This window comes from Anaerotruncus sp. 80 (assembly GCF_009936115.1).
Taxonomy (GTDB): domain Bacteria; phylum Bacillota; class Clostridia; order Peptostreptococcales; family Anaerovoracaceae; genus Senimuribacter; species Senimuribacter intestinalis.
Map to the genome: position 1 here is coordinate 1 of NZ_QWES01000003.1, position 12,802 is coordinate 12,802.

The 12,802-nt window shown below is 43.0% G+C and carries 13 protein-coding genes; 11 read left to right on the plus strand and 2 right to left on the minus strand.

Going from position 1 to position 12,802, the window contains the following annotated elements; all coding sequences use genetic code 11:
- Positions 1-18 precede the first annotated feature (18 nt).
- Together tuf and D1155_RS02285 are read left to right on the plus strand one after the other, a co-directional pair.
- Positions 19-1,212, plus strand: coding sequence for an elongation factor Tu (gene tuf / locus D1155_RS02280; protein WP_160200804.1), 1,194 nt, complete (start codon positions 19-21; stop codon positions 1,210-1,212).
- Positions 1,213-2,096: 884 nt separating this feature from the next.
- Complete coding sequence (locus tag D1155_RS02285) at positions 2,097-3,305, plus strand: sugar-transfer associated ATP-grasp domain-containing protein (protein ID WP_160200805.1); 1,209 nt, start codon at positions 2,097-2,099, stop codon at positions 3,303-3,305.
- A gap of 89 nt (positions 3,306-3,394) precedes the next feature.
- Here D1155_RS02285 and D1155_RS02290 read toward each other — a convergent pair whose 3' ends face one another.
- Entirely contained in the window at positions 3,395-4,273 is an 879-nt protein-coding gene (locus D1155_RS02290; protein WP_160200806.1) for a PhzF family phenazine biosynthesis protein, read from the minus strand.
- Between the two features lie 288 nt (positions 4,274-4,561).
- On the opposite strand from D1155_RS02290, the gene D1155_RS02295 reads away from it, so the two are divergent.
- The gene (locus D1155_RS02295; protein WP_160200807.1) at positions 4,562-5,206 is read left to right on the plus strand and encodes a transglycosylase SLT domain-containing protein; all 645 of its coding nucleotides are present in this window, start codon (positions 4,562-4,564) and stop codon (positions 5,204-5,206) included.
- A gap of 262 nt (positions 5,207-5,468) precedes the next feature.
- Complete coding sequence (locus D1155_RS02300) at positions 5,469-6,146, plus strand: transglycosylase SLT domain-containing protein (protein ID WP_160200808.1); 678 nt, start codon at positions 5,469-5,471, stop codon at positions 6,144-6,146.
- A gap of 91 nt (positions 6,147-6,237) precedes the next feature.
- On the opposite strand, the gene D1155_RS02305 is transcribed toward D1155_RS02300, so the two are convergent.
- On the minus strand, positions 6,238-6,450 hold the full coding sequence (locus tag D1155_RS02305) for a cold-shock protein (protein WP_160200809.1): 213 nt from the start codon (positions 6,448-6,450) through the stop codon (positions 6,238-6,240).
- Between the two features lie 313 nt (positions 6,451-6,763).
- Here D1155_RS02305 and mtnA point away from each other — a divergent pair, with 313 nt between their 5' ends.
- The 7 genes from mtnA (at position 6,764) to pgeF (ending at position 12,793) form a co-directional block, all read left to right on the plus strand.
- Complete coding sequence (gene mtnA, locus D1155_RS02310) at positions 6,764-7,816, plus strand: S-methyl-5-thioribose-1-phosphate isomerase (RefSeq protein ID WP_160200810.1); 1,053 nt, start codon at positions 6,764-6,766, stop codon at positions 7,814-7,816.
- Positions 7,817-8,731, plus strand: coding sequence for a DMT family transporter (locus tag D1155_RS02315; protein ID WP_160200811.1), 915 nt, complete (start codon positions 7,817-7,819; stop codon positions 8,729-8,731).
- Positions 8,731-9,639, plus strand: a complete 909-nt coding sequence (locus D1155_RS02320; RefSeq protein ID WP_160200812.1) for a DMT family transporter — start codon at positions 8,731-8,733, stop codon at positions 9,637-9,639. Before D1155_RS02315 ends, D1155_RS02320 begins: the two co-directional genes overlap by 1 nt.
- On the plus strand, positions 9,636-10,412 hold the full coding sequence (locus D1155_RS02325; protein ID WP_160200813.1) for a segregation/condensation protein A: 777 nt from the start codon (positions 9,636-9,638) through the stop codon (positions 10,410-10,412). The genes D1155_RS02320 and D1155_RS02325 overlap by 4 nt, the downstream gene beginning before the upstream one ends.
- Positions 10,402-10,998 carry an SMC-Scp complex subunit ScpB gene (gene scpB / locus D1155_RS02330; RefSeq protein ID WP_160200814.1) on the plus strand — a complete coding sequence of 199 codons (597 nt, stop codon included), beginning with the start codon at positions 10,402-10,404 and terminating at the stop codon, positions 10,996-10,998. Before D1155_RS02325 ends, scpB begins: the two co-directional genes overlap by 11 nt.
- On the plus strand, positions 10,979-11,620 hold the full coding sequence (locus D1155_RS02335; RefSeq protein WP_160200815.1) for a CpXC domain-containing protein: 642 nt from the start codon (positions 10,979-10,981) through the stop codon (positions 11,618-11,620). Before scpB ends, D1155_RS02335 begins: the two co-directional genes overlap by 20 nt.
- A gap of 348 nt (positions 11,621-11,968) precedes the next feature.
- Positions 11,969-12,793: a peptidoglycan editing factor PgeF gene (gene pgeF, locus D1155_RS02340; protein ID WP_160200816.1), complete on the plus strand. Its 825-nt coding sequence runs from the start codon at positions 11,969-11,971 to the stop codon at positions 12,791-12,793.
- Positions 12,794-12,802 lie beyond the last annotated feature (9 nt).

Genomic DNA, 12,802 nt, shown 5'->3' on the forward strand with positions numbered 1-12,802 from the left:
ATTAGGAGGAAAACAAAAATGGCAAAAGCAAAATTTGAGAGAACCAAACCGCATATCAATATCGGAACCATTGGCCACGTAGACCATGGTAAGACAACGCTGACAGCAGCAATCACAACCACCCTGTATCAGAGATATCAGCTGGGTGAAAAGGTAGCATTCGACCAGATCGACAAAGCACCAGAAGAAAAAGAAAGAGGAATCACCATTTCTACAGCACACGTAGAATACGAAACACCGAACAGACACTACGCACACGTAGACTGCCCGGGCCACGCTGACTATGTAAAGAACATGATTACAGGAGCAGCACAGATGGACGGCGCAATCCTGGTATGCGCAGCAACAGACGGACCGATGCCGCAGACAAGAGAGCACATCCTGCTGTCCAGACAGGTAGGCGTACCATACATCGTAGTATTCTTAAATAAGTGCGACATGGTAGATGACGAAGAGCTGCTGGATCTGGTAGAAATGGAAATCAGAGAACTGCTTGACGAATATGAATTCCCAGGAGATGACACACCAATCATCAGAGGATCCGCACTGGGCGCATTAGAGAACCCAGAAGGACCATGGGGAGATAAGATAGTAGAACTGTTCGAAGCAGTAGATAGCTACATTCCAGAACCAGAAAGAGCAAACGATAAGCCGTTCCTGATGCCAGTAGAAGACGTATTCTCCATCACAGGAAGAGGAACCGTAGCAACAGGAAGAGTAGAAAGAGGCGTACTGAAAGTTGGTGAAGAAGTAGAAATCATCGGCTTAACAGAAGAAAAGAGAAGCGTAGTCGTAACAGGACTGGAAATGTTCAGAAAGCTGTTAGACCAGGCAGAAACAGGAGATAACGTAGGAGCACTGCTTAGAGGTGTGCAGAGAACAGAAATCGAAAGGGGACAGGTACTGGCAAAACCAGGAACCATTCATCCGCACACAAAGTTCAAGGGCGAAGTATACGTACTGAAGAAAGAAGAAGGCGGAAGACACACTCCGTTCTTTAACGGATACAGACCACAGTTCTATTTCAGAACAACAGACGTAACAGGAGACCTGCAGTTACCAGAAGGAACAGAAATGTGTATGCCAGGAGATAACGTAACCATGACAATTGCGTTGATTACCCCGATTGCAATCGAAGAAGGACTGAGATTTGCGATCAGAGAAGGCGGCAGAACAGTAGGTTCCGGCGTTGTTACTGAGATCATAGAATAATTGCAAGTTCGCATTATGAAAGAGACAGAGTTAAATCTGTCTCTTTTTTCTATTTTTAATGGTTGTATAAATAGAGCATTAAGCGAGTGGAGACTGCTTTTAACCTAAAACGGATATTCGCAAAAAAAGTGTATAAGTGAATCATTAAATCTTAACCGAAAATCAAAAAATCTTGGATAAATGTATAAATTGCATTCAGCAATAGAGCACTTCTGCATAAAGTTTTTAGAAATATTGGAAGATACATACATAAATACTGCATTTTATGAGGCAATACCGAGGGTTTATCAAAGATTTTTGGAGACACAGCAGTATGAAAGAGCTGAAAGAAGCAAAATCTTATACACTTTTATAAAAAAATCACAATTTAGGTTAAAAAGAGTAAAAAATAAGTCAAGTTCAAAATGTGGTGTAAATTCCATTCGGTCATAATTCATCAAGCAGCGCTTAGCACTGGGCGCAGCCTGTTTCTTTCTTCGTAGCATTCAGTCATACTGAATACCCTGGATAAAGAAGAGATCAAGGTACGTAAATAGGAGAAACTGACTAGGGAAAAGAAATATGAAAAGTGGCAGTTTTCGCATACAATTATGGGATTAATTACCAAATAATGACCAGTTATCCGAAAAAACGACCAGTTATCCGAAATTCCTTGATTTTGTTGACGATATATTATACTGAAATAAAAGGGAAGAGGGATTAGACTCTTAATCATATTGTACTTAGAGATATTGGATATAGACATTAGCCTGTATCCAATATTTCTTTTTAATAAAAGAAAATATTGGAATTTTCATCTCAATTTCATTTTCAAGGAGTAATCTTCTTTAAAGATGTGTAAACTAACAGAGTGTTAGAAAAATTATATGGGGATGAACTGAAAGATGAATGAAACTGGAAAGAAATTAATATTGCGCATTTTGAGGAAAGAAAAGCGAAATCCATATATTGAATACGTTTGCAAAGAAACTGGTTGGACCTATAAACAAGCAAAAGAGCAGATGGAAGTTGCCAGGGAATGGGATATTTCCTATAGATATTATGCAAAACGTAAACTTTGGGCCAGAACTGAGAAAGAACTGGAAAAAGTAAAACGGGATATGCAGATTGTAAATGCACGAAATCGTGAAGAAAAGGCACATGCTCTTGAAATGGTCTGCAAGGAGACCGGATGGGACGAGGAGACGGCACTTGAACGCATTAGGCAGGCGAGAAAGGTGTGCGGATGCACTTACAAGGATTATTATAAATTTAAATTGTATAGGTATGATGCAGATAAACAGAGCACTTTTTTGACCTCGAAGGTGATGGATGAAATCTCTTTTAAGTACAACCACGATCCTAAAGTGCTGAAACTCCTGCTGCATAAGGAGCGTTTTGCGAAGAAATACGACGATTTGCTGAACCGAAAGTGGTTTGTAAATCGGAAGCTCACCTTTGAAGAGTTTTTAGAAAGGATGGAAGGCGTGGAGGACTTAGTCTGCAAGCCTACGTCTGCTACACAAGGTAAGGGTATCGAAAAGATACACTGCGGCGCGGACTTGTCTGAAACCGAGAAACGCTCGTTATATGAGAAACTGTTTTCGGCGAAGAAAACAATGATTTGCGAGGAATGCATTGTGCAGCATCCGGAGATGGCGGCGTTCAATACGTCTTCGGTGAATTCTGTGCGGGTACTGACGATTACGCGGGAAGGAAAATGTTATCATATTTATGCGGGCTTTCGCATGGGTCGCGGTAAGATTGTGGACAATTTTCATGCAGGCGGAATTATCGCTACGGTGGATGTAAAAAGTGGCGTAACCTGTATGGATGCAATTGATTTGGAGGGGAAACATTATCCTCAGCATCCTATTTCAAAGCTTGCAACGAAAGGCTTTCAGATACCTCACTGGGATAAAGTTCTTACAGTAACGGAGGAGGCTGCACTACGGCTTGAAGGAGTGGGCCTTGTAGGCTGGGACGTTGCCATTACAGAAAAAGGCGTTTGCCTGATAGAAGGAAATTCCGAGGCTAGCTACCATATCATTCAGCTGCCTTACGTAGAAGAGGGTATTGGTATGAAACACATCTTTGCACCATTTCTGGATTAAAAATATAAAAGCCCTTTGTCGATTGGCGCATCGGCAAGGGCTTTGTTTTTGCTTTTCATTGTTTTTCATCATTTGCGGTCAAGCGCTTATTACTTGATATGAATTTCACCTTCCGCTAAAATGACAGCACTGCCGCCGACCTTAATTCGGCAACTTTCTGCAGAAGCGTCGATTTCGGTAAGAATCACTGACGGACGCTGCATTTTTTCTCCCTGAACGAACTTACAACTGCTCTTTTCGCCAATGAGTTTGTTCAGATAGAAGTAATAAGTCATAGCGCCACTGGAAGTGCCAGTGGCGGCCTCTTCGTCAATTTCGTAAAGAGGTGCGAAGTTTCTGGCGTGGGCGGTAACGCCTTTTTCACAATGCAGCGTAAAGGCATGGACGCCGACGACGCCATAGCGTTCTGACAGTGCGGAAAGAGCTTTCATGTCAGGCTCGATGGCGTTAAGGGCGGCAAGGTCAGAAACGGGCATCATGATGTCTGGAAGACCTGTGGAAATCAGTCTTGGCACAGGTAGATCCATGGAGGAGTCATAATCTGCTCCCATGATATCGTAAAGCTCTTTGATTTTCTCAGGGTCGTTCATAATGGAAATTTCCTCTGGGGAAGCCATGTCCATCATGATAAAGCCGTCTTTGATTTCGATATTCAAATCTCCTGCAAGGGTGTGATTGATGCAGGAACAGTTATTTTCGATAATGCCGAGGTACATCAGTGCATAAAATGATGCGATAGTAGCGTGACCGCAAAGGTCAACTTCCGCAGCTGGGGTAAAATAGCGAATCTGAAATTCATGGGCATCTAAAACTTTAATGAAAGCTGTTTCAGAGTAGCGAAGTTCTGCAGCGGTTTTGATGCAGAGTTCGTCGGACGGAAAGTCAGCGCCTTCGGAAAGCAGAACGATGCCGGCTGGATTTCCGCCGAAAGTGGTATCGGTAAAAGCATCAGCAATTAAAAATTTCATAATAAGACCTCCTCACTAAATCTACCTATAGTATAGTGTAAAGTAGGAATAATTGCAAGAAGGAAGAAATTAGAGGGGAAATTGCATACAATTATATAAAAACACCAAAGGCAAACCTTTAAATTAGTTTTAAAACATTAAAAAATTGAACCGAACTGTGAAGACGATGTGAAAAGTCGTGATTTACAGTTTATTCATTTTTTTGCCTGCCTATACTAATATAGCCTGAGAAATTGTGGCAGGCACGTTTAAGTGTAAGACACAAAAGGAAAAAAAGGGAGATTTGATATGAAAAAGAAGCTATTTATTACAGGGGCATTGATTTCTATGACTGTTTTTTCAGCAGCTGTGATTTATGCCGATACAGATGTAAGGGAGCCGGAACTCACGTCATTTACGCCAAAAGAATTTACAAAAATTGAAACTGCTATGGCATCTTGTGCGACTGCGGTCAGAAAGGAAGATCAGAATTATCGAAAAGGTCTTTCTGCGTATATTCGCCATGTCAACAGAAATGTAAGCAAGCAGGAGGCAGATGCTATGGTTGACAGTTTCGTGAAGTATGCGGATGAATATAATGTAGATGAAAAAATCGTCATGGCGGTAGCCCAGACAGAGAGTTGTTATTACGCGGATGTAGTTAGCTGTGCTAATTATAAAGGACTCATGCAGACGGGAGATATCTTAGCGGAAAGTGCGGGTTATACCCCTGAAAGTCTGTTTAATCCGGATATCAGTATCAAAGTTGGCGCCAGCTATATCAAAGATAAATTGGAAGAATTCGGAGACACCAGATTGGCGCTGACAGCCTACAACCAAGGTTCGGGTTCGGTGCATTCAGGAAACTATTCCACAGACTATGCAGATCTGACTTTAAGAAGAGCAGAGGACATGGAGACCTTTCTGAAGGAGCATGGATATTTGAAAAAATAGTTTCTTAAGATTCCTTAAGAAACTGCAATAATTCTTAAGAAATCTTAAGGAGATTGGATACAATTTAGAATTAAAAACAAATAATTAAAATATAAATTGGACAATAAAAACAAAAAATGGTAAAGCTTCGTGAAAAGTGTGTGAAAAATTAAGATTTCTTAAGAATTCGCCTTGACCTTTGTTTATAATATAGGAGTCGCAGGAAACATCTGGTGAATGACTTCCTGCACGAGTAAACTAATAGACAGAGGAGAAGAAAGAAATGGCGAAGAAGCTAATCACAGTTTTACTGGTATTAACCATCGTCGCTTGCTCATCAGTTTCCATTTACGCAGCAGAAAGCAGAGAAGTAGAATCTAGTAACGATACAGAAAAAGGCGGACAGAGAGTAGAGCAGATGGTCGACGAATACGACGAAGCAGAAGCTCAGAAGGAAGCAGAGAAAAAGAAGAAAGCTGAGGAAAAGAAAAAGAAGGAAGAAAAGTACCGTAACGGTCTTGCCGCTTACATCAGAAAAATTAATCCAAATGTAGGAACAAGAAAATCCAAGACTTTGGCAAAACTGTTCATTGAAAAAGGCGAGAAGTACGATTTGGATCCTAAAGTACTGATGGCAGTTGCTCAAGGCGAAAGCACTTTTTATACCAATGCAACTAACCCTTATGGCTATAAGGGGCTTATGCAGACCAGCGATTCTTTAGCAAGAAGTTACGGATATAGCCCGTCAAGCCTTTACAAGCCGGAAGTCAGTATTGAAGTCGGCGCAAGGTATTTAAAAAGTATGAAAAAAACATACAAGACCTATAAAAAGGCGCTTTCCGCCTATGCGTATGGACCGGGCTCAGTGAATGCAGGAAAATTTTCCTACAGTTATGCAAACCGAGTACTGAATCGCAGAGATAATATTACAAAATATTTGGAACGCAATAAGTATATCTAAGCTTTTAAATACCATGCTGGCGCATAGTGTTTAAAGATAAAAAAGACGCAGCTGCGAGGGCTGCGTCTTTTCCTTTTGAAATTGTGGGCGTTTATGCAACGAAAACATTAACTGCGCGAAGCTTTGAGGAATCTCTTGGATCCTGCTCTACATCGTAGGTTACATGCTGTCCTTCTTCCAGGGATTTGTAGCCTGCACTTTGAATGACAGAAAAATGTACAAAGACATCTCCGCTACCATTATCTCCTGAGATAAAACCAAAACCTTTTTCGTTGTTAAACCATTTTACAGTACCAGTATTCATAAGTGGTACCTCCTTTATATTATATTAGCCCAAATGATACAAATAAAAAACACCACGGGCAGGTCAAAATGGAAAATCGACCTTGCATTGTGGTGACAATCAATCATACATCTTAGAACTAATATTAGTATAACAGATATTTTAGAATTTACAAGAGTTTTTTGCTAAAAAATTTAGAAAAATAAAATTCTGGTTAATTTATAACTAGCAGAGGTGGAAGGAGAAGATGCTGCCAGTATCCCAAAACATGCAAGGGAATTCTTGTCAATACCGCACTCAATGTGGTATACTATAAGCTTAGAGGAGTGTAAAAATGAAAGTTTTCGATATTGCACCGGTTAAATATCTGGACGGAAAAATGCTTGTTTTGGACCAGACCCGTTTGCCCGGTGAAGAAGTTTACATAGAAATGCAGAGCAAAGAAGACGTCTTTGAAGCAATTTACAAATTGCGTGTTCGAGGTGCGCCGGCAATTGGTGTGGCAGCGGCATATGGTCTTTATGTGGAAATGCGGGATTTTCCGGAAGAAAAGGGGCTTGCGGCGTTTATGCAGGCGCTAAAAAAAGCAAAGGATTATCTGATTTCGGCAAGACCGACGGCGGTCAATCTGGCATGGGCACTGAATAGAATGTGCGGCGTGCTTGAGGCGGAGAAACCGCAAAGTGTTGAAGCCGCAAAGCAGAGGCTCTTTATCGAGGCGGAATCCATTCGCAGTGAGGATGAGGCTGCCTGCTATGCTATGGGAGAATATGGTTTGTCGCTGCTGCGTCCAGGTATGGGAATTCTGACCCATTGTAATGCTGGAACCATAGCGACTGCCAAGTACGGAACTTGTCTGGCACCGATTTATCTCGGTGCAGAGCGAGGGTTTGATTTTCATGTCTTTGCTGATGAAACCAGACCGCTTTTGCAGGGGGCAAGACTGACCAGCTGGGAGCTTTCCAAGGCGGGTATTGATGTTACTCTGATTTGTGACAATATGGCGGCGACTGTGATGAAGAAGGGCTGGGTTGACGCTGTTGTGACCGGCTGCGACAGAATGGCGGCAAATGGTGATGGCGCCAACAAAATAGGTACCAGCGGCGTAGCAATTTTGGCAAAGGAATATGGGATCCCTTTCTATATGTATGTGCCGACTTCGACCATCGATTTGAATACGGCAAGCGGCGAAGCAATAGAGATTGAGGAAAGAGACGGAGAAGAGATTTATAAGATGTGGTATGAGAAGCCTATGGCGCCTGAAGGGATTAAGACTTACAATCCGGCTTTTGATGTGACTGAGGCGAAATATATCACAGCAGTAATTACGGAGAAAGGAATTGTCAGACCTCCCTACAGGGAAAATCTGGAAAAGTTATTGAAATAAATGAAGAAGAATACGACGATTTACGCACTTATGGTACTGGCTGCTTTTTTGTGGTCGGGGGCTTTTATTGCTGGGAAATATACGGGTCCATACATTCCGTCCGGCTCGGTGACATTCCTGCGATTTGCAATTGCTTCGGTTTTAATGTATTTTATCATGAAGGCGACCCAGGCGAAGGAGCCACAGGCGGCATATAAATTTACAAAGAAGGACATTCCGCATTTTCTTTTTACAGGGGTTGTGGGTATGGTAGGCTATCATTTGTTTTTCTTTGAATCCCTCAACTATACGACGGCAATCAATTCTTCGATTATCAGAGCTATTGACCCTGTGATTACGGTGCTCATCGCTTTTGTGTTTTTACATCAGAGGGTGCCGCTCAAACAGCTTCTCGGCATTTTACTGTCTCTATTTGGGGTGGTGCTTACGATTACAGCCGGTGACTTTGCACATTTTGCAGAGATGGAACTGAATCGAGGCGACCTATATATGATCGGTGCTGTGGTATGCTGGTCGGCATATGGGGTTTACAGCAAGAGCAGATGCAGTCACATTCCACCGGTGGTATTGACTTATTACAGTTTTTTGGTATGTTCCATCGTGCTGATTCCTGTTTCGCTCATGGAAAAGCCGTGGGAATTTCTGCCAAGCGTTCCGGTGTCTGCTTGGATCGCACTATTATTCATGGCTGTGTTTTGCTCAGGCATCGCTTATTATATACAGCAGATTGCGCTAAGAATCATCGGACCGACCCGATGCTCAATTTTCGTCAATTTAGTGCCGGTATTTTCTTTCATCCTGGCAACGTTGATGCTGGGAGAGGAACTGCAGCCGGTTAAGATATTAACAACGGTTATCATCATTGCTGGCGTTTGCATATGTCAGGCGGCAGGAAACAGGAGTGAAGCGAAATAATGGAAAAAGAAAAGAAGGGCGTTCTTGCCCGCTATGTTAAAATTATTGTAGTATTGGCTGTAATGGCAGGGTCCTCCTCAGGCATTTTTGGCAGTGTGATTGAGGCGCCTTCGCTTGCTATTGGATTTTGGAGACTGACTATCGGTGTGCCGTTCTTTGCGGTTCCGGTGCTTCTAAAGCAGCGGGATGTGCTGAAACAGATTTCTGTGAAAGACTACATATGGACCTTTGTTGCAGGGGCATTTTTGTTTGGACATTTCTTTTCCTGGTTTAATGCAGTGAAAATGACCAATGTCGCTAGTGCAGTTGTGCTGGCAGCGCTGCATCCGCTGGTCGTTCTTGCAATCACGATTTTTATTTTCAAACGGAAGGTTGGACGCAGACCGATTATGGGCATTGTTCTAGCCCTTCTCGGCGGTGTCATGATTGCTGGACTCGATTATCAGCAGCTTACGGCAGGTAACTTTAAAGGCGATGTGCTGGCGTTCCTTGCCGGTGCATTTATGGGCATTTACTTTGCTATTGGCAATGAAGTGCGAAAAAGCGTGCCAGGCGCGGTTTATGTATTTTTAGTATTTTTTTCCTGCTGGATTTGCTTTTCTGCAGGTGTTATTGCAACGGGAACGCCAGTTTTGGGCTACAGCAGCATGGACTATATCTATATTATCGCAATGACGCTGGTTTGCCAAATCGGCGCCCATGCAGTGCTTAACCTGTGCTTTGGCTATGTGGATTCTCTGTACGTTTCTGCATGGGAGTCGGGAGAATCCGTGTTTGCTATCATCATGGGCGTTATCTTTCTGGGACAGATTCCGACTTCCTACGAGCTGATTGGCTGCGTGATAGTGATTATCGGACTTTTGTACTATAATTATTATACGGGCATCGCTGAAAAGGAGAGATTATGAGTTACAAAGTAAAGCTGCCTATTTTTGAGGGACCTTTTGACCTTCTCGTATATCTCATTGAGAATGCCCAGATGAGTATCTATGATATAAAGGTTTCGGAAATTACCGGACAGTACTTAGAATATATCAAAGCGATGCGGGAGATGGACTTTAACATCGGCACAGAGTTTATGGTGCTGGCGGCGACTTTAATTGATATTAAGTCGAAGATGATTTTGCCGAGGACAACCATCGACGGCACGACGGTGCTTGAAGACGATCCAAGAAGCGAACTGGTTGAACGTCTGCTGGAATACAAGCGATTTAAAAGAGGTGCGGAAATTCTGGCGGAACGAGAAGCGTATATGTCTTTTGTTTACGAGAAACCGCAGGAAGATATTTCTGCTTATCTGGAAGAACCGGATGAATATCTGGCGCTGGATATTAAGCAATTTGCGACGGCTTTCGATCTGTTTCTGCGAAAGAAAAAGCGGGAGGAAGATGTCAGAGCCCACTATACCAGGGTGGAGAGAGAAAAAGCCACCATTGAAAGCAGAATGGTCTACATTAAAGACCGATTTAAATCAGCCTTATCAAGGGGAATTGGCAAGCTGAATCTGAAGGAACTGATTCCTGACAAGAAAGATCGATATGATGTGGTGGTTACTTTTACTTCTGTGCTGCAGATGATGCGCGACAAATATCTGGACGCAGAGCAGAAGCATATTTACGGAGATATTATGGTTTTGCCGGGAGAAAAAAACATGGAGGAGACAATCGAACATGAACAGTAAGAAGACAATCAAATCTGCGCTGGAATCCATGATGTTTATCTGGGGCGAGCCTCTGGAAGTGAAGACTTGTGCAGATCTCTTTAATATCAGTAAAGAGGATATGATGGAATATTTTCTGGAACTGAAAGATGAGTATGAGCAGGAAGGCAGGGGAATTGTCGTCAGGCAGGTGGGAAAGTCTTTTCAGTTTGTAACAAGACCTGAGAATGCCGAGTTTATTGAGAGACTGTGCACGCCGGTCAAGGTGAAAAAGCTGTCTCAGTCAGCGCTGGAAGTACTGGCAATTATCGCTTACAAACAGCCGGTAACGAAGGGGGAAATCGACGCGATCAGAGGCATCAAATGTGACCGGGTGATCGATGGTCTTGTAAAGAAAGACTTGATCTGTGCAAAGGGGCGGTCTGAAGGGATTGGAAGACCCATTTTGTACGGTACAACAGATACGTTTTTAAAGAATTTTGGATTTACCAGTTTGAAGGAATTGCCGGAGATTGAGGATATTGAAGGCGTGATTAATGTGGAAGAGCCTAAGGACATGGAACAAATATCAATTGAAGAGGTGGATTATGGAGAGGGAGAAATTTAAATGCCCGGGCTGCGGGGAAGAGATTATGATGGATATCCATGAATTTGTAGATGTGTGTGTGGAGCCGTCGTATAAGGAGAAGGTCATGAATGGGTCCTTTTTCCTTGCAAAATGTCCAAAGTGCGGAGATGAAACGCTGGCGGAGTATCCGATGATGTATATGGATCCTGATCGGAAACTGACCATTTACATGGCGCCGGAACACGACAACTCTTTGCTTGCGCAGCTCAACAGTCTGGAACTGCCGGAGTCTTCGGTGGACGCAGAGGCAGTTTTTCGAGTAGTCAAAGATGGCGGAGAGCTTTTAGAAAAAATTCTCATCTTTGATGGCGGTAGAGATGACCGGATTATCGAGCTTTACAAGGCGCTGGTTTATGAGAATATAAAGGGCGAATGGCCTAAGGTGCGCCGCGAGGATCTTTTGTATTATCTCGATGGTGAGGAGGATTACTTTATTATTTGGGATTATACGAACGCTATGGGCGAACAACTGACGGTTAATTTGGATGAGGAACTCTACGGGCAGCTGGAGCGGGATTATCTGAAGTCCCTTTCAGTGCCTGCCGGAAAGTATGCCGAGGTCAATGCCGCATGGCTTTCTGAACGGGTGGATGTGGAGTAAGTCTGTAATGGGGTTATTTATGAAATGAAAATCGCCGTTGCAGTAAAACGTTGAAATATAATTGAAAAAAGGAAAATTTGATTGATAGGGGCGTCCGGTGATGGGGATGCTCCTTCTTTTTGAGAAAAATATAGGCAGAAGGAGTGTTGTATCCGTCTTGCGACGTATTGTCTTTAGGAATTTTCCTTTTTTTGTGGCAACAAAGGGTAAAGTTCTGTAACTTCCAAAATGCTTTTACATAAGCCTTACTGTCAACAAAAGGATGCAAGCTGTCTCTTGTAGTTTTTGTAAATATCTCGTATACTATCCGTATGTGTGATGGAAGATTTTATGTTGGGGGGGAAGAGAATGAAAGAATCCACGAAAAATTATAAGCTTCACAAATTGGGAGAGCGGCAGTACCTGACGCTAAATGCTTTTGCGGCATATCCGGAGCTTGTGCATCTGTTTACAACGCGTCACGGCGGTGTGAGCGGCGGCTGTACCGCCAGCTGGAATTTTGGAGCGCGAACTCTGGACAGTGAGGAAAATATACGGCAGAATTATGAGCTTTTAGCGGAGACATTGGGAACTGGCGCTGAGAGCCTTGTCGTTTCAGATCAGACCCATACCACCAATATTCGAGTGGTGCAGGCATCGGATGCGGGAAAGGGTGTAACGTGTCCCAAGGATTACGAAGATGTGGATGGTCTTGTGACTGATGTACCGGGGATTGCTATAGTAACTGGTCATGCAGACTGCAATGCAGTGTTTTTTTATGATCCGCTAAAGAGAGTTATCGGTCTTGCCCATTCGGGATGGAGAGGAACACTTGGCGGTATCAGCAGGGAAATGGTGCGTAAGATGAAAGATTGCTACGGCAGCTCTGCAGAAAATTTGATCACAGGGCTTGGACCTGCCCTTTGCCAAGACTGTTTTGAGGTGGATACGGATGTCGCGCAGCGTTTTTTTGATAAGGACGAAAATTATAGAAATTTTTCTTACCAAAAAGGCGAAAAATATTATCTTGACTTAAAGCAAATCATCAGGTATGATTTGCTGGCAGAGGGAATTTTGCCAGAACATTTCAGCGATATGAATCTCTGTACGAAATGCCATAAGGACGTATTCTTTTCCCACCGGGGGCACCAGGGGAAACGAGGTATTATGGCAGCAGCGATGATGTTACGATAGAAAGAGGAC